The organism is uncultured Sphingomonas sp. (assembly GCF_964244235.1).
GTDB lineage: Bacteria > Pseudomonadota > Alphaproteobacteria > Sphingomonadales > Sphingomonadaceae > Sphingomonas.
Genome location: NZ_CAXTII010000003.1, coordinates 23,563 through 39,475, shown reverse-complemented (window position 1 = coordinate 39,475; position 15,913 = coordinate 23,563). Strand labels below are relative to the sequence as shown.

22 protein-coding genes and 1 tRNA gene are annotated in these 15,913 nt (G+C 65.4%); 17 read left to right on the top strand and 6 right to left on the bottom strand.

All coding sequences use genetic code 11. The features are described 5' to 3' along the window. The first annotated feature begins 62 nt into the window (after positions 1 to 62). Positions 63 to 245, top strand: coding sequence for a CsbD family protein (locus ACFE7D_RS01200; RefSeq protein ID WP_174287412.1), 183 nt, complete (start codon positions 63 to 65; stop codon positions 243 to 245). 728 nt (positions 246 to 973) lie between these two features. Here ACFE7D_RS01200 and ACFE7D_RS01195 read toward each other — a convergent pair. After that, complete coding sequence (locus tag ACFE7D_RS01195; RefSeq protein ID WP_375393598.1) at positions 974 to 1,480, bottom strand: hypothetical protein; 507 nt, start codon at positions 1,478 to 1,480, stop codon at positions 974 to 976. A 289-nt stretch (positions 1,481 to 1,769) separates the two neighbouring features. On the opposite strand from ACFE7D_RS01195, the gene ACFE7D_RS01190 reads away from it, so the two are divergent. From ACFE7D_RS01190 to ACFE7D_RS01155, 8 genes are all read left to right on the top strand, one after another. Then, a complete protein-coding gene (locus ACFE7D_RS01190) occupies positions 1,770 to 2,141 on the top strand; it encodes a hypothetical protein (protein WP_375393597.1) in 372 nt (123 codons plus the stop codon). Positions 2,142 to 2,506: 365 nt separating this feature from the next. Continuing rightward, complete coding sequence (locus ACFE7D_RS01185; protein WP_375393596.1) at positions 2,507 to 3,229, top strand: CoA transferase subunit A; 723 nt, start codon at positions 2,507 to 2,509, stop codon at positions 3,227 to 3,229. Then, the gene (locus ACFE7D_RS01180) at positions 3,229 to 3,864 is read left to right on the top strand and encodes a 3-oxoacid CoA-transferase subunit B (RefSeq protein WP_375393595.1); all 636 of its coding nucleotides are present in this window, start codon (positions 3,229 to 3,231) and stop codon (positions 3,862 to 3,864) included. Before ACFE7D_RS01185 ends, ACFE7D_RS01180 begins: the two co-directional genes overlap by 1 nt. Positions 3,865 to 3,954: 90 nt before the next feature. Beyond that, the gene (locus tag ACFE7D_RS01175; protein WP_375393594.1) at positions 3,955 to 4,968 is read left to right on the top strand and encodes a hypothetical protein; all 1,014 of its coding nucleotides are present in this window, start codon (positions 3,955 to 3,957) and stop codon (positions 4,966 to 4,968) included. Continuing rightward, positions 4,965 to 5,744 carry an N-acetylmuramoyl-L-alanine amidase gene (locus ACFE7D_RS01170; RefSeq protein WP_375393593.1) on the top strand — a complete coding sequence of 260 codons (780 nt, stop codon included), beginning with the start codon at positions 4,965 to 4,967 and terminating at the stop codon, positions 5,742 to 5,744. The genes ACFE7D_RS01175 and ACFE7D_RS01170 overlap by 4 nt, the downstream gene beginning before the upstream one ends. Positions 5,745 to 5,805: 61 nt before the next feature. Next, positions 5,806 to 7,239, top strand: a complete 1,434-nt coding sequence (gene leuC, locus ACFE7D_RS01165) for a 3-isopropylmalate dehydratase large subunit (protein ID WP_375393636.1) — start codon at positions 5,806 to 5,808, stop codon at positions 7,237 to 7,239. Positions 7,240 to 7,364: 125 nt separating this feature from the next. After that, positions 7,365 to 7,976: a 3-isopropylmalate dehydratase small subunit gene (gene leuD, locus ACFE7D_RS01160; RefSeq protein WP_375393592.1), complete on the top strand. Its 612-nt coding sequence runs from the start codon at positions 7,365 to 7,367 to the stop codon at positions 7,974 to 7,976. Beyond that, entirely contained in the window at positions 7,957 to 8,955 is a 999-nt protein-coding gene (locus tag ACFE7D_RS01155; protein WP_375393591.1) for an NADPH:quinone oxidoreductase family protein, read from the top strand. Before leuD ends, ACFE7D_RS01155 begins: the two co-directional genes overlap by 20 nt. 36 nt (positions 8,956 to 8,991) lie before the next feature. On the opposite strand, the gene ACFE7D_RS01150 is transcribed toward ACFE7D_RS01155, so the two are convergent. Next, positions 8,992 to 9,825, bottom strand: coding sequence for a class I SAM-dependent methyltransferase (locus tag ACFE7D_RS01150; protein ID WP_375393590.1), 834 nt, complete (start codon positions 9,823 to 9,825; stop codon positions 8,992 to 8,994). Between the two features lie 354 nt (positions 9,826 to 10,179). Between ACFE7D_RS01150 and ACFE7D_RS01145 the strand changes: the two genes are divergently transcribed. The 5 genes from ACFE7D_RS01145 to ACFE7D_RS01125 all read left to right on the top strand — a co-directional run bounded on the left by ACFE7D_RS01145 (position 10,180) and on the right by ACFE7D_RS01125 (position 12,720). Beyond that, positions 10,180 to 10,902, top strand: coding sequence for a ComF family protein (locus tag ACFE7D_RS01145; protein WP_375393589.1), 723 nt, complete (start codon positions 10,180 to 10,182; stop codon positions 10,900 to 10,902). A gap of 31 nt (positions 10,903 to 10,933) precedes the next feature. Next, complete coding sequence (gene grxC / locus ACFE7D_RS01140; RefSeq protein WP_375393588.1) at positions 10,934 to 11,188, top strand: glutaredoxin 3; 255 nt, start codon at positions 10,934 to 10,936, stop codon at positions 11,186 to 11,188. Then, entirely contained in the window at positions 11,188 to 12,009 is an 822-nt protein-coding gene (locus tag ACFE7D_RS01135; RefSeq protein WP_375393587.1) for a carbon-nitrogen hydrolase family protein, read from the top strand. Before grxC ends, ACFE7D_RS01135 begins: the two co-directional genes overlap by 1 nt. Further along, positions 12,006 to 12,437, top strand: a complete 432-nt coding sequence (locus tag ACFE7D_RS01130; RefSeq protein ID WP_375393586.1) for a DUF1178 family protein — start codon at positions 12,006 to 12,008, stop codon at positions 12,435 to 12,437. Before ACFE7D_RS01135 ends, ACFE7D_RS01130 begins: the two co-directional genes overlap by 4 nt. 206 nt (positions 12,438 to 12,643) lie before the next feature. After that, positions 12,644 to 12,720: transfer RNA gene (locus tag ACFE7D_RS01125), tRNA-Arg, on the top strand. 82 nt (positions 12,721 to 12,802) lie between these two features. On the opposite strand, the gene ACFE7D_RS01120 is transcribed toward ACFE7D_RS01125, so the two are convergent. From ACFE7D_RS01120 to ACFE7D_RS01105, 4 genes are all read right to left on the bottom strand, one after another. Then, complete coding sequence (locus ACFE7D_RS01120) at positions 12,803 to 13,063, bottom strand: SWIB/MDM2 domain-containing protein (protein WP_174286612.1); 261 nt, start codon at positions 13,061 to 13,063, stop codon at positions 12,803 to 12,805. 92 nt (positions 13,064 to 13,155) lie between these two features. After that, positions 13,156 to 13,608, bottom strand: a complete 453-nt coding sequence (locus ACFE7D_RS01115) for a hypothetical protein (RefSeq protein WP_375393585.1) — start codon at positions 13,606 to 13,608, stop codon at positions 13,156 to 13,158. Continuing rightward, positions 13,587 to 13,814, bottom strand: a complete 228-nt coding sequence (locus ACFE7D_RS01110; RefSeq protein WP_375393584.1) for a hypothetical protein — start codon at positions 13,812 to 13,814, stop codon at positions 13,587 to 13,589. Before ACFE7D_RS01110 ends, ACFE7D_RS01115 begins: the two co-directional genes overlap by 22 nt. After that, complete coding sequence (locus ACFE7D_RS01105) at positions 13,811 to 13,948, bottom strand: hypothetical protein (protein ID WP_375393583.1); 138 nt, start codon at positions 13,946 to 13,948, stop codon at positions 13,811 to 13,813. Before ACFE7D_RS01105 ends, ACFE7D_RS01110 begins: the two co-directional genes overlap by 4 nt. A gap of 219 nt (positions 13,949 to 14,167) precedes the next feature. On the opposite strand from ACFE7D_RS01105, the gene folE reads away from it, so the two are divergent. From folE to ACFE7D_RS01090, 3 genes are read left to right on the top strand one after another with little or no spacing between them, the layout of a single operon-like run. Next, a complete protein-coding gene (gene folE, locus ACFE7D_RS01100; protein ID WP_375393582.1) occupies positions 14,168 to 14,791 on the top strand; it encodes a GTP cyclohydrolase I FolE in 624 nt (207 codons plus the stop codon). Between the two features lie 5 nt (positions 14,792 to 14,796). Further along, positions 14,797 to 15,546: an SDR family oxidoreductase gene (locus ACFE7D_RS01095; RefSeq protein WP_375393581.1), complete on the top strand. Its 750-nt coding sequence runs from the start codon at positions 14,797 to 14,799 to the stop codon at positions 15,544 to 15,546. Further along, the gene (locus tag ACFE7D_RS01090; RefSeq protein ID WP_375393580.1) at positions 15,539 to 15,889 is read left to right on the top strand and encodes a dihydroneopterin aldolase; all 351 of its coding nucleotides are present in this window, start codon (positions 15,539 to 15,541) and stop codon (positions 15,887 to 15,889) included. The genes ACFE7D_RS01095 and ACFE7D_RS01090 overlap by 8 nt, the downstream gene beginning before the upstream one ends. Positions 15,890 to 15,913: the final 24 nt, after the last annotated feature.

The following is a 15,913-nucleotide window of genomic DNA, read 5'->3' as shown; positions in this document are numbered from 1 at the left end:
TTATTCCCGGCAATTCAAGCGTACGTCACCACCGGCGGACGCGAGGAGTGATGGAGGTCACGATGGGTGAATTCACCGACAAGGTCAAAGCGGCCGGCAACAAGATCGCGGGCGAAGCCAAGGAAGCCATCGGCAAGGCGACGCATAACGAGGAACTGACCGCGGAAGGCCAGGCGCAGCAGGTCAAGGGCGTCGGCCAGGACGTCACTGGCAGCGTCAAGGGTGCGCTCGGCGACGATATCTGATTAAGTCGAACGTTCGATCAAAGGCCGCTCCGGGCAACCGGCGCGGCTTTTTTCTTTGGCGATTACGTATTTCACAAACCCGTCAGAACGGGACACACCGGCCAGCGGCTTCCTGAGGTTTCCCGGATGCCGGCGCAGTGATAGTTGATCGGTTAAAAGCGCCTGTATGCTTATTGATGACGATAGTGCTGGCCGTCACGCTGCCCCTGTACCCCGATGACACGATAGCCGCGATCCCATCCGCGTCGTCTTCTACGACCCGATATCTGAGGTCCCATTGGTCGATGAGACTGGAACTTTCTCGCCGAAAGTCAGACGACACGCTCGCTGGTGTGCCGAAGCCACGATAGATGCAGCGCCAGCCGTGTCCGGGACTGGCCGCTAGCATCATAGCCAAGGCGATCATTCCGGCTTCTCCACCGGCTTCTGCTTCACCAGCTTTTTCACGCGCTCGTCAAACCGCGCTTCGTCGTCGTCGGTTCTAGGTCGCGCGCGGCTTCTTTAAACTTGTCGAGTTGGGAAGGAGCTGGTTCGACCATGGGAACGCTTTCTTAAGGGCTTGTTGCCGAGAAGGAGACATATCACTATGTCGTCCTTCTCGGCAACGAGAGGTGGTGGACCTAGAGGGACTTGCACCCTCGGGGCGTTGGATGGAAAGCCGCACCCCACACTATGTTAGGCCCACTCTTGCAACGCCCCGTTCCGCAAGGAGCGGGGCGTTCACAAACTCAAAAAGGTACGTCGTCGTCTAAGTCGTCAAATCCGCCAAAAGGTGTAGTCGGGGGGCTTGGAGTGACGCTGCTGTAAACGCCTTTCTTGCCTGCCACAGACTCGATGACGCCCTTTTGAACCATCCTCCATAGCTTGTTTTGAAGGAACTTACGGGTTTGAAGAACGTTGTGACGGCGATACAATTCAATTAGAATCGTATCTAATTCGACATCATCAAGACTAGAATTAATGATATTAAAAAGCTGCTGTTCCAGATCATCGACTTTAATGCCTGTCAGTTCCCTCAAAAGTTCGGGAGGAAGGTCATTAATATCGCCATATGATTTCGGGATTGGCTTGGTGACGCGGCGCAGCTCTTCAATTTCGCTCGCCGCAGCGGCAAGAAAGATTGCGTTCGCGTCTTGGCGGTCGCCCAGACCGGGGTCGCCCTTCTTACGGCTATTAGAAGCCCAGGCACGATAATTAGCTGCCAGAGTCTTGACTGACTCGAGGTGGTCGGCCATAAAGGCCTCCTTGAAATGAGGCGGTTCAGAACACCGTTTGGCGATGAGGTTCTGGATCGCGATGTATGGGGTCGTAGCTATAAGCTGCGGCCCCATCGTTGTTTAGGGCGAATCGATTTGCTCGTCAAGCCGCTCCATTGCACTTTCGCTTCTATTTGCGTTGCAAATTGCGCTTACGCCTTACTTTGCGATTATCGTAAACCCGTTCCCGCCTTGTTCTAACTGGCGTTTCCGTAGGTCAACCGCTTGCCGACGCCGCGTGAGATCGTGCGCATAAAGGAGAGCGGTGGTGGCTGAATGGACGACCAAAGTGAAAGGACTGCGCTTTCCCGAAGGTCCGGTCGCTATGCCCGACGGCAGCATCATCCTGGTCGAGATCGCCGCGGGCCGGATCACGCGCGTCCATCCGGACGGCACCATCGCGACGGTCCGAACCCGGCGGCGGCCCGAACGGACTCGCGATCGCCCGGACGGCGCACTGTATTGCTGCAATAACGGCGGCTTCGCGTATCGCGAAGCGGGCGGCACGCTTGCGCCGCGCGGCATCGCGACGGGTTATCCGGGCGGCCGGATCGACGGAGCGAGATTAAAACCGGCGTGGTGGAAGTCCTGTACGAATCGGGCGATAACGGCTGCGTGCTTCGTGGCCCCAACAATATAATGTTCGACGATCATCGCGGCTCCTGGTTCACCGATCACGGCAAGATCGCCGGGCAAGGTCGGTCCCAATGCGGGGCCGGGTGGATAGGGCGTCCCGCTATATCGGCTCGCGGGGTACAATTTCTTCGATTCGCTGGCGTGATGCCTTCACCACCAATATCTGCTGGGGCGGCGAGGATATGCGCGATGCGTATGTGACGTGTTCCGGCACGGGCCGGCTGGTAAAGACGCGCTGGCCGCGTCCAGGGCTTAAACTGGCGCATTGATGCTGGTCGCGCCGGCATGCTCGCAGGCAGTTTCCAGCGCCCGGTTGCTGGGCGCGGCCGACGCTTCTATGCCACATCCCGGTCAACCAACGGAGGCGGCATGGCGCAGAAACTCTACCCCGATGCGGCGGCGGCGCTGGACGGATTGCTGTTCGACGGCATGACGATCTGCGCCGGAGGGTTCGGGCTGTGCGGCATACCCGAACGCTTGATCGACGCAATCCGCGACGCGGGGACGACCGGGCTGACAATCGCCAGCAACAATGCCGGCATCGATGGCGAGGGGCTGGGCAAGCTGCTGCGCACGCGTCAGGTCGCGAAGATGATCTCCAGCTATGTCGGCGAGAACAAGGAGTTCGAACGGCAATATCTGAGCGGCGAACTCGACGTCGAGTTCTGCCCCCAGGGCACGCTTGCGGAACGGTGTCGCGCGGGCGGGGCCGGTATTCCTGGCTTCTACACAAAGACCGGGGTCGGCACGCAGGTCGCCGAGGGCAAGGAAGTGAAGGTCTTCGATGGCCCGAACGGACCGGAGGAATTCATCCTGGAACGCGGCATCCGCGCCGATCTGGCGATCATCAAGGGGTGGAAAGCGGACGAGAGCGGCAATCTGATCTTCCGAAAGACCGCGAGGAACTTCAATCAACCCATGGCAACGGCCGGTAAAATCTGCGTCGCGGAAGTCGAGGAGGTAGTGTCGGTCGGTAGCCTCGACCCTGACTGCATCCATTTGCCCGGCATTTATGTGAAGCGGATGATCGTCGGCGCGCCGTATGACAAAAAAATCGAATTTCGCACCGTGCGCGAAAGGGAAGCAGCATAATGACTTGGTCCCGTAACGACATGGCAGCCCGTGCCGCGAAGGAACTGCAGGACGGGTTTTACGTGAACCTGGGCATCGGCATTCCGACGCTGGTGGCGAACAATATCCCGGACGGGATGACGGTCACGCTGCAAAGCGAGAACGGATTGCTTGGGATCGGGCCGTTCCCCTATCCGGACGAGATCGACCCTGATCTGATCAACGCAGGCAAGCAGACGATCAGCGAACTGCCCAACTCCGCCTATTTCAGTAGTGCAGACAGTTTCGCGATGATCCGCGGCGGGCATATCGACCTTACGGTCCTCGGCGCGATGGAGGTCGGCGAAGGCGGCGACATCGCCAACTGGATGATCCCCGGCAAGATGATCAAGGGCATGGGCGGCGCGATGGACCTGGTCGCCGGCGTCAAGAAGATCATCGTCGTGATGGAGCATGTGTCGAAGGACGGCAGCCCGAAATTCTTGCCCACCTGTACGCTGCCGCTGACTGGGAAGAACGTGGTCGACATGATCGTGACCGATCTGGCGGTGTTCCGGCGGCCGGATCATACGGCACCCTTTGCGCTTGTGGAATGCGCGCCGGGTGTCGGCACCGACGAAATCGCGGCGAAGACCACGGCGCATTATACCGTCTGAGAAACCGCCGAAACGGCGCGACCTCCGGTCGCGCTCGAAACCGCGCCATGCCTAGATCGCCCCCGTCTGAAACGAACGGCGGGGGCCAGCATGGCGGACGACGGGGACGGCGATACGCCGGGGCATATCGCGGCGCTGATCAGCAGCCGCAACGACAGCGCGGGCAACGCGATCCGCGAGTTCTACGCCTGCAACCCGCCCGCTTACGCGGTCTATCGTACCGACGCGCGGGTCATGATCGCGTTCGCGGACAAGGGCGCGACCGAGCGGGTGCAGCGTGCGAAGCTGGCGCCGCTGGGGCCGCTGCGCAGCGAGATCAACGGGCTGATCGACGGCTGGCGCAGCAGCCGGGACCATCGCCGGCTGGCGAAGGCGCGCACGTTCGACCGCCGGACCGCCGACGCGATCGTCATGGCGCTGGAGGATGACGACGTTTCCAACGCGACGATCGAACTCAACGCGGTCCGCAACGCCATCATCGACGGCCGCAAATCCGCCGCGCGGTTCCTGTACCTCATCACCGCGTTCGTCGTAGCGCTGGCGCTCATAGTGCTGGTAGCCATCGCCAGCCTGCCGGGCCTTGGTCTGCTGGCCGGGTGGGGCGGGGCGAACGACGTCCTGATCGCCACCGTCGGCGGCGTTGCGGGGTCGTTCTATTCCATCGCGACCGGGCTGTCGAAGCGCACGATCCTGACCGACCTGCAACAGCGCGACAATGCGCAGGATGCGATCCTCAGGATGCTGATCGGGTTCATCTCCGCCGGCATCGTCATCTGCGTCATCCATTCGGGTGTGGGCGTGCAGATCGTGCCGCAGGGCGTCGATCATGCCTGGATGCAATTGGTCACGCTGGGCTTCCTCGCGGGCTTTTCCGAACGGCTGGTGCCCGATCTACTCGCCAAGGCGGGCGCAGCGGTCGAGGCGACGCCCTTGCCGAACAGGGATCCGCTGCGCGTCGCCCAGCCCACGCCAGCAGCGAAGACCGATCCCGGCGGCGGTCCGCCGGTCCATGTCGATGGCGATTGCGCGTCCGATGTGCCGCTGGCGGAGAGCGATGCGACGCCCGACGCCGCGCTGCCGGCCGCGGCGGGAGGGGTGCAATGACCGACTATCCGCTGACATGGCTGAACGATATCCTCCTCGCCGCCGGGCTGAAGGTTGCCGAGGTACCCGGCTGGCAGACCCGTGGGCTGAACCATGGCTTCGATCCCAAGGGCGTCGTTGTTCACCATACCGGCGGTCCGGCGATGGGCAACATGCCGAGTCTGGGCATCGTCACCAATGGGCGACCCGATTTGACCGGGCCGCTGTCGCAGCTGGGGCTTGGGCGCGACGGGACCTTCTACTGCATCGCCGCGGGGTTCGCGCAGCATGCGGGGCCCGGGGCCTGGCACGGGATCACGACGGGCAACACCAGCTTCGTGGGGATCGAGTCCGAAAATACCGGGCTGCCGGTCGACCTGCCGTGGCCCGATGTGCAGATTGACGCGCTGCGTCGCGGGATCGCGGCGATCCTCACGCGGCTCGGCGCGCCGGCGATCATGTGCTGCGGGCACAAGGAATGGGCGCTGCCAAAGGGACGCAAGACCGATCCGCTGTTCGACATGGACTCGTTTCGCGCGGCAGTCGCACAGTCGATGGCGGGAACGCTCGCGCCGCGTCCGCCGATCGCGCTCGTCGATGCGGCCGGCCGGCAGACCTTGCGGCGAGGCGCGACGGGGGAATCGGTCGAGACGTTGCAGCGTCTGCTCGGGGTGCCGGTCGATGGCGCGTTCGGCCCCGGTACCGAAGCGATCGTCCGCGCTTTCCAGACACGGCATCATATCGTTCCCGACGGGATCGTCGGTCCGGCGAGCTGGGCGATCCTGTCGCCGTCGTAAATGCCGCAAAACAACCCGGAAGATTGACCGGCGCGTGGTTTGGGTTAACGCGAACATCGTCATGAACCCGCGTCCGCAAACCCTGTACGAGAAGATCTGGAACGCGCACGTCGTCGAACGCCGGGACGACGGGACGTGCCTGATCTATATCGACCGCCATCTGGTCCACGAGGTAACCAGCCCGCAGGCGTTCGACGGCCTGCGCGCGAACGGCCGGCGGGTACGCCGCCCGGAACTGACGCTGGCGGTGCCCGACCATAATCTGCCGACCACCCGGCGCGTCGATGCCGCCGGACGGATTTTGCCGATCGCGGATGCCCAAAGCGCGCAGCAGCTCGACGCGCTCCAGCGCAACACCGCCGAGTTCGGCATCGACTATATCGACGCCACCGCCGCCGAACAGGGGATCGTCCATGTCATCGGCCCGGAACTGGGCTTCACGCTGCCCGGTACGACCCTGGTCTGCGGCGACAGTCACACCTCCGCGCATGGTGCGCTTGGCGCGCTGGCGTTCGGGATCGGGACGAGCGAGGTCGAGCATGTCCTCGCCACGCAGACGTTGCTGCTGACCTCGTCAAAGACGATGGAGGTTCGCGTCGAGGGTATTCTGGGCTTCGGGGTCAGTGCGAAAGACGTGATCCTGTCGGTCATCGGCCGGATCGGCGCGGCGGGCGGCACGGGGCATGTCATCGAATATACCGGCGACACGATCCGCAGCCTGTCGATCGAGGGTCGGCTGACGGTCGCGAACATGTCGATCGAGGGTGGCGCACGGGCTGGGCTCATCGCACCGGACGACAGGACGTTCGCGTATCTGAAGGGCCGGCCGATGGCACCGACGGGTGAGGCCTGGGACCGCGCGATGGCGTATTGGCGAACGCTGCCGAGCGACCCCGGCGCTGCGTACGACCGCGTCGTAAGGCTGGATGCGAGCGACATCGCCCCCGCACTGACATGGGGTACCAGCCCCGAGGATGTGGTCGCGATCACCGGCGTCGTACCTGATCCGGAAAGCTTCGCCGACCCGTCGAAACAGGCCGCCGCCCGCAAGTCGCTGGACTATATGGGACTGACGCCGGGTACGGCGATGCAGGACGTCGCCGTTCAGCACGTCTTTATCGGCAGCTGCACCAACAGCCGGATCGAGGATCTGCGCGCCGCCGCCTCGGTCGCGAACGGCCGCCACGTCGCCGATGGCGTGCGGGCGCTGGTCGTCCCCGGTTCGGGGCTGGTGAAGCGTCAGGCCGAGGCCGAGGGGCTGGATCGCATCTTCCTGGGTGCCGGCTTCGAATGGCGCGAGCCCGGCTGTTCGATGTGCCTGGCGATGAACCCCGACAAGGTGCCGCCCGGCGAGCGTTGCGCGTCGACCAGCAACCGCAACTTCGTCGGCCGCCAGGGGCCGGGCGCACGGACGCATCTGGTCAGTCCGGCGATGGCGGCGGCGGCGGCGGTGACAGGGCGGCTGGCCGATGTCCGCGATCTGATGACGGTTTGAAAATGGAGAGAATGTCATGAAGAAGGTTTTTGCGTTGCTGGTCATGGGTGCGGTGATGAGCGGCGTGTTCGCCTATGCCGCCACGACGCGCGCCGCTGCCGCGACCACGCGCGCGGACTGATCGGATGCAGCCGGTCCTCGCGGTTTCCGGGGGAGCGTACCCGTGGGGGGCGAAGAACGTCGACACCGACGTCATCATCCCTGCGCACTGGCTGAAGACGGTGACTCGCACCGGTCTCGGCCGCGGCGCGTTCGAGACGGTGCGCTCGCAGCCGGGCAACATCTTCGACGATCCGACCTATGCGGGCAGCCCGATCCTGATCGCGGGCGACAATTTCGGTTGCGGCTCCAGCCGCGAACATGCCGCCTGGGCGCTCGCCGACATGGGCATCAAGGCGGTGATCGCGCCGAGTTTCTCCGACATCTTTTCGGGCAACGCGTTCAAGAACGGGATTGTTGCCGTCGTCCTGCCGCAGGAGGCGATCGACCGGCTGATGGAGGTCGCGCAAGGCCAGCCGATCACGATCGACCTCGAGACGATGACCGTCACGACGCCGTACCAGGACCGCTTCGCCTTCACGCTCGATCCGTTCCGCCGGCAATGCCTGATGGAAGGGCTGGACGAGATCGGCCTGACGCTGGCAAGGGATACCGCGATTTCGAAATACGAAGGCGCGGTCAACGAAAGCCGCCCCTGGATTGCGGAGAGGCGCGGTTATGAAGGCATTGCTGTCTAGGGCGGTCGGCGGACCCGAAACACTGGAACTGAGCGACGCGCCCGATCCGGTCGTGGGGCCGGGTCAGGTCGTCGTCGCGGTCCGCGCCTGTGCGATCAACTATCCGGACGTCCTGATCATCGAGGACAGGTATCAGTTCAAGCCCGAACGGCCCTTCGCGCCGGGCGGCGAGATCGCGGGCGTGATCGATTCGGTGGGTGACGGCGTCGAGGGATGGGCAATCGGCGATCGGGTCATCGGAATGATCGGGAATGGCGGGCTGGTCGAGAAGGTCGTCGTCGACCCCGCGCGGATGTATCGGCTGCCCGAAGGGCGCAGCTTCGCGGAGGGCGCGTCGCTGATCCTGACCTATGGCACGACGATCCACGCACTGCTCGACCGCGGCCGTCTGAAGGCGGGGCAGTCGTTGCTGGTGCTGGGCGCGGCTGGTGGCGTGGGGCTGGCCGCGATCGAACTTGGCAAGGCGTTCGGCGCACGCGTCGTCGCGGCGGTGTCGTCGGACGAGAAGGCGGCGGCGGCTCGCCAAGCGGGCGCGGACGAGACGATCGTCTACGCGCGCGCGCCGTTCGACAAGGCGCAGTCCAAGGCGCTGGCGGACCAGTTCAAGGCGGCGGGCGGGAAGGGTGGCTTCGACGTCATCTACGATCCGGTCGGCGGCGATTATGCGGAGCCCGCTTTGCGCTCGATCGGCTGGGAAGGGCGGTATCTCGTCGTCGGCTTCCCCGCGGGCATCCCGAAACTGCCGCTCAACCTGACCCTGCTGAAGAGTTGCGACGTGTGCGGCGTGTTCTGGGGCGCGTTCGCGGCGCACGATCCGAAGGCGAACGCGGCGCATATGGATCACCTGTTCCGCCTGTGGGAGGAGGGCAAGATCGCGCCCCGCGTGACCGAAACCTTTCCGCTGGCCCGCGGCGGGGATGCGATCGCGAAGATGGCCGCGCGCGGCGCGATCGGGAAGCTGGTGGTGGAGGTGGCTTAGCTTCTTCCCCCCTCCCGCAAGCGGGAGGGGAGCAAGTCAGGTCCGCCTACCCAACATCCCCGCGATCGAAACCGTCGCGCTGCCGCGCTTCGCCGCCACGGGCTGCGACGGATCGGGTGCCCAGCCGGTGAGGTAGACGATATCGAACCGTTCGCGCACGCGCCCGTCCGGCCCCGCGCTTGCCGCGAACGCCGCCGCCGCGCCGGCCAACACGCCACGGGTCATCGGCGTGCGATCGACCAGGATGTTCGTCGCCGCCATCCCGCGCAAATCCTCGATCAGCCGGAACAGGTCGGGATAGCCGACGTCGAGCGTCTCGACATCCGCGACGGGCAGCGCGAAGCCGGCGCGGACCAGCAGGTCGCCCGCCGATCGCACATCCACCTGCGGGTGCAGCCGCGCGACCGGCCTTTCCGACTCCGCCGTCCGGAGCGCGGCGCGTAGTTGGGGCAGACTGCCCGCGCCGACGAACGCACCGATGAATAGACCGTCGGGCCGTAGCGTCCGCCGCGCCAGCGTGAGCGCGCCGGGCAGATCGCCGACCTGATCGAGCACGCCCGCGCTGACCACCAGGTCGAACGCGGCGTCCGCGAAGGGCAGGCGGTCCTCGTCCCCTTGCACGCCGCGGCTCGCGCGCGCGAACCGGGCACCGGGATCAACGCGTGCGACCCGCGCGCCGGGCGGGGGGACGAACGCGCCGTCGAAGCTGCCGAGATCGAGGACATCGTCGAAATCGCGCGTCACGCTGTCCAGCCGTTCGGCGATCCCGTCCAGCATCGTCGCGCGCAGGAAGTCGTGTGCCGCGTATGCCGGCGCGGCGCGGTCGCGGCGCTGGCGGCGCGCGCTGCGGTCGAAGATGTCGGGGGTCATATGCCGTCTATATCGTAGGCGACGCGATCGCCACCAGCGCTGATCGCGTTCGGCATCCGTTGCCCGGCTAACGGTAGCCGGCTCCTGGCACTCGACGCCGAGCGTACCAAGCATTCGAGATCGGCCTTTCTTTCCCTCCCCGGCGGAGGCCGGGGCCCAGCGGCGGGACGATCGCGGGGGCGCAATGTCCTGCGTCACCGAAACCGTGGCAACTGGGCCCCGGCCTTCGCCGGGGGGGTAAAGGGAGGGGGCAAGCGCAATCGCAATCGCCACAACCCTCTGCTCCGGCCGATCCATCGGAATCCGGCCCAACCCCGCTTGCTGCCACACGCCCCTGCCGCGCAACCTTCGGCCATGCCCCGCTGGCTCGCCCCGATAAACGCCATCGGCCGCCTCGCACTCCCGCCCCGCTGTGCCGGCTGCGGCATTCCTGTCGGCGAGGACCATCATTTCTGCGCCGCCTGCTGGGGCGGCCTGCGCTTCATCGCGCCGCCCTGGTGCGCGACCTGCCATCGGCCCTTCGCGTATGATCGTGGACCAGGCGCGCGTTGTGCCGCCTGCCTCGCCAATCCGCCCGCCCATGACGGCGTTCGCGCGGCGGTGGCCTATGGCGACACCGCGCGCATCCTCGCGCTGCGGCTCAAATATGGCCGGCGGATATCGATCGCGCAGACCATGGCGCGACAGATGCAGCGGCTGATGCCCGCCGACGCGGCGCTGATGGTGCCGGTGCCGCTCCACCGCTGGCGGCTCTGGTCGCGCGGCTACAATCAGGCGGCGCTGATCGCCGATGCGCTGGCGAAGCGTACGCGGGTCCCGGTCGATCGCCATGTCCTCGTCCGCCGCCGCGCCACGCCGTCGATGCGGGCGATGAGCCGGCGCAAGCGGGCCGAGATCGTGGCGGGCGCGTTCGCCGTCGTCGATCCGGCGCGGGTCAAGGGCCGGGCGGTCGTGCTGGTCGACGATGTCTACACCACGGGTGCCACCGCCGGTGCCTGCGCGCGTGTCTTGCTGAGGGCTGGGGCGACGTCGGTGTCGGTCCTGTGCTGGACCCGGGTCGTCGACGGCACCGATTGACAAGGTCGGCGGCGCGCCACATTTCCCATGCATGGCCAAAGTCGAAATCTATACCAAGGCATTCTGCCCCTATTGCGCGCGCGCGATGCAGTTGCTCGCCGGCAAGGGCGTCGATCCGGACGAATATGACATCACGATGGACCGCACGAAGCGGGCCGAGATGCTCGACCGCGCGCAAGGGCGATCGACCGTGCCGCAGATCTTCATCGACGGCGCGCATATCGGCGGGTCGGACGATCTCGCCGCGCTGGATCGCGCAGGGAAGCTCGACCCGCTGCTCGGCTGATGCGGATCGGCATTCTCCAGATGACCAGCGGGATCGATCCCGCCATCAACGCCCGGACGCTGGTCGATGCAGTCGCAGCGGCTGCCGAAGGGGGCGCGGGCATGGTCTTCACGCCCGAGATGTCGGGACTGATCGACCGGGACCGCGCACGTGCCGCAACGTCGATCGTTGCCGAGAATGCCGACCCTGTGCTGGCGGCGGTCCGCGCGGCGGCGGCGAAGGCAGGTGTTTGGGTGCATGTCGGCTCGCTTGCGATCCGGCGCGCCGACGGACGCTACGCCAATCGCGCATTCGTGATCGACGACCGGGGCGAGGTTCGCGCACGGTACGACAAGCTGCATTTGTTCGACGTCGATCTGCCTGGCGGCGAGTCGTGGCGCGAATCTGCGGCTTATGCGGCCGGGGAGGGTGCCGTGGTGGTCGATACGCCCGTGGGGATGCTGGGACTGAGCATCTGCTACGACCTGCGTTTCGCCTCGCTATATGCCGCGCTCAGCGATTCGGGGGCGGACATCCTCGCCATTCCCGCCGCCTTCACGCGCCCGACCGGCGCGGCGCACTGGCACGTGCTGATGCGCGCACGGGCGATCGAGGCGGGGGCGTTCGTCGTCGCCGCGGCGCAGACCGGACTGCACGCCGACGGCCGTGCGACCTTCGGTCATTCGCTGGTGATCGATCCCTGGGGCGAGGTGTTGCTCGACATGGGCGACGCGCCCGGTCTCGGCTTCGCGGAGATCGACCTGGCGCGAATCGCGGACGTGCGGGGACGCATTCCGGTGCGCGCGCACCGGCGTTCCATTCCGCCGGTCGCCGTCAATTGATCGTCTTCGACCTGCGCTGCTCCCGCGGGCATGTGTTCGAGGCCTGGTTCACCTCCAGCGCAGCGTTCGAGGCGCAGTCGGCAGCGTATCAGGTACGCTGTCCGATCTGCGACGATGCCGACGTCGCAAAGGCGCTGATGGCCCCCAACATCCCCGCCAAGGCCAACCGCGCCGCGGCGGGCCTGCAACCCCGCGAGGCCAAGACGCTGTTGAAGGCGCTGGCTACCGCGCAGGCGAAGGCGCTGGAAGCCTCCGAGTGGGTCGGCACCGCCTTTGCCGACCGCGCGCGTGCGATGCACGACGGGGACGAGACGCCAGCGACGATCCACGGCCAGGCCTCGCCGGCCGAAGCGAAAGCGCTGGTCGACGACGGCGTGCCGGTGTTGCCGTTGCTGCTGCCGATCGTGCCGCCGCAAACGAAGCATTAACGGCCAGCTATCTCGCCAGCGCGACACCTTCTCGTCGCCCCGGCCTCGAGCCGGGGCCCCGCTTCTTCGGCGACGTAGACGAAGCGGGGCTCCGGGTCGGGCTCGGGGTGACGAGAGGTGTGGATGATCGAACCGGTGGGAGTGGCCGGTGGCAAGGCCTGCGCGCCATTGCCCCCCGACATCGCCCGCGGTATCGGACATGCCATGTCCCCGTAGCTCAGCCGGATAGAGCGACGGTTTCCTAAACCGCAGGCCGGTGGTTCGAATCCACTCGGGGACACCAGTTTCGCCGCAGGCGTCGCCCGGTAACAGTGGTGACGACGATGGAGCGGGGGCGCGGCGTGCGCCGTCCCCCGCTCGGCCGGTCAGGCCTTTACGTGCTGCGAGATATACTTGTTCATCTCGAACATCGTGCATTTGTCGCGACCGAAAACCTTCTTCAGCTTCTCGTCGGCGAGGATTTCGCGCTTGTTCTCCGGATTCTGGAGCTTGTGCGCCTTGATATAGTCCCAGACCTTGCTGATCACCTGGCTGCGCGGCAGCTTTTCGTTGCCGACGATCGCGCCAAGCTCGGGGGAGGGCTGGACCGGGGCGTGAATGCCACCCGTCTTCGTAGTGGTAGCCATCGCATTCCTTCCTGTTGTCGCCGGCGGACCCGGCCTCTCTGGACTCACGCCTTACCGACGTGCCCGTCTTTTGCGCCGCCTTTTCGCGGATGTCACTCTCTGTATCGCCTTGCCGCGTGCCGTGCGGGGGTCTCGCCCGGCACGCGGCAAGGCGTCGGTCGGAACTTGAACCCGACCGCCACGCCGTAGCGACGCGGTTCCAGCGTGAAGATGTTGGTGAACAGTCCTGAAGACTGGTCGGTCACATACTGCCCGGTGATCCCGTTGTTGTTCGTAAGATTCCGGACGAAGCCGCGGGCATAGAAGCGATCGTTGCGCGCATTCAGCTGAACCTGCGTGTTGATGACATCATACCCCTGAATGCGGTCTATATCCTGGTTGAAGATGCTGGCGTAGAAATTGCCGGTATAGTTCAGGTGGGCGCGCGGCACGATGTTCATGCCGTTGCCGAGATCGATCGTATACTGTGCGCCGACCGAAAACTTATAGGTCGGTGCCCGGGGCAGCATGTTGTTCCGGATATTCAGGCCGACGCCGTCGAGCACCTGTACGCCTGGGGCGGCGGCATGGTGTTCAGGACACTGCAAATGCCGAAGGCCCCCGTCGCCGCCACGGTTGGAATCGCGGTCGGCCCCTGCAATCCGACCGCCGCATTGACGGCGGTGACATACCCGTTGGCCCACGCCGCGCCGCCCGCGCCCTTAGGTACGACGACGCAGTTCGATCCGTTGGTGATGTCCTTGATGATCACTGCATCGCTACGCCCGCGCGGATTGACGAGGAACTTGTCGCTCGCGCCGCTCGTGTGGCTGCGGTCTGCGCCATGGCGGGTGTAACCCCGAGCAGCATGAACGCAGTTGCGGCGAGCAGTTCGGACTTCTTCATGCTAGCATCCCCTCTGTTCCGCGTCCGATTTGTACCGGATCGTCGGATTTCGTTATTCGAGTATGGAGAAGCTGCGACGTGATGACTGGATCGTCGATCGCTTTTTCGTTGTAATTCTGAGGGCAAGGCTTGGAGTGCCGGAATGAGACAGTTGCAAATTAGAACTTGTGGGTTGGTGGACTTCGGTAACCATGGTGGTCTTGCGCGCCGGTCTGCGCAATGAACGCGAACGACGTTTCGCCCGATGGAGGTGGCTCACCCGGGCCGGTGAATGCAATCGCGGTCCCGGCGGAGGTAACCGATGCGATCAAGACGCTGATCCGCTGGGCCGGCGATGATCCCGATCGCGAAGGGCTGATCGACACCCCGCGCCGCGTGGCCAAGGCCTGGCGGGAATATTGTTCGGGCTATGCCGATCACCCCGGGCACCATCTGGCGCGTGTGTTCGAAGAGGTTGGCGGCTATGACGAGCTGGTGCTGCTGCGCGATATCCCGTTCCAGTCCCACTGCGAACACCATATGGCACCGATCATCGGCAAGGCGCATATCGCCTATCTGCCGCGCGACCATGTCGTCGGTATCTCGAAACTGGCACGCGTGCTCCACGCGTTCGCGCGTCGGCTGCAGGTCCAGGAGCGGCTGACCGCGGAGGTGGCCGATTGCATCTGGGAAAATCTCAAACCCCACGGTGTCGCCGTCGTCATCGAGGCGAGCCATGCCTGCATGGCCGCGCGCGGGGTGCGGACGCCTGGCGTATCGATGGTAACGAGCCGGATGATGGGCGTCTTTCGCGACGACGAACGCAGCCGCAAGGAAGTGCTGGCGTTGATGCGGGGATCGTAACCGGCATGGCGCGAACCATATTGGTGACCGGCGGGGCCAAGCGCCTTGGGGCGACCCTAGCGCGGCGGCTGGCTCGCGACGGGCATCATGTCGTGATCCATTATGGTTCGTCGGGCGAAGCGGCGCGGACACTGGCGGACGATATCGGCGCGGTTGGGGTCGTGCAGGGCGACCTTGCCGATACCGGCGCGATCGACGATCTGTTCGCGAGATCGCGTGCGGCGGCGGGCGGGGCGATCGACGGTCTGGTCAATTGCGCCTCCACGTTCGCATACGACACGCCGCCGGCGCTCGATCCCGGCTTGCTGGCGCGGCTATATGCGATCGGGCATTCGTCCCCGGTGTTGCTGGCGTCCGCAATGGCACGACAGGACGACATCGCCGACGGCGCGGTGATCGACATTCTCGACCAGAAAGTGGCGAACCTGAATCCCGACTTCTTCTCCTACACCGCGGGCAAGATCGCGCTGGCGGGCGCGACGACGATGCTGGCGCAGGCGATCGGCCCCCGCATCGCGGTCAACGCGGTCGCCCCCGGGCTGTCGTTGCCGAGCGGCGACCAGACCGAGGGCGAATTCCGGGCGGTGGCAAGCGAGAACCTGCTCCGTCGCCCGGTCGACCCCACCGACATCGCCGCTGCGGTGTCGTTCCTGATGACCGCACATGGGGTCCATGGCCAGACGCTGTACGTCGATTGCGGCCAGCGCTTCCTGCGGCGCGAGCGCGACGTGATGTTCGAGGGTGCCGATGGCTGAATTCACCACCATCCTCGACGACCTCACCGTCATGATCCGTCTCGGCATCTACGACCATGAAGCCGAACCGCAGCGCGTCACCATCTCCGTCCGCATGACGATCGACTACCCGACCCCGCCCAGCGCAGACGCGATCGAGGAGGTGCTGGATTACGACTTCGTGCGCACCGGCATCCTGACGCTAGCCGCCGACCGCCGCTTCGCACTGCAGGAAACGCTGTGCGAGACGATCGCCGTGCTTTGCCTCGACGACACGCGGGTGCGGAGCGTCACGGTGCGGACTATGAAGACCGACGTGTATCCCGACGCGCGGATCGGTTGCGAAGTGGTGCGGGGGCGGTGACGCAACGGTCGAGCGACAGTCGAT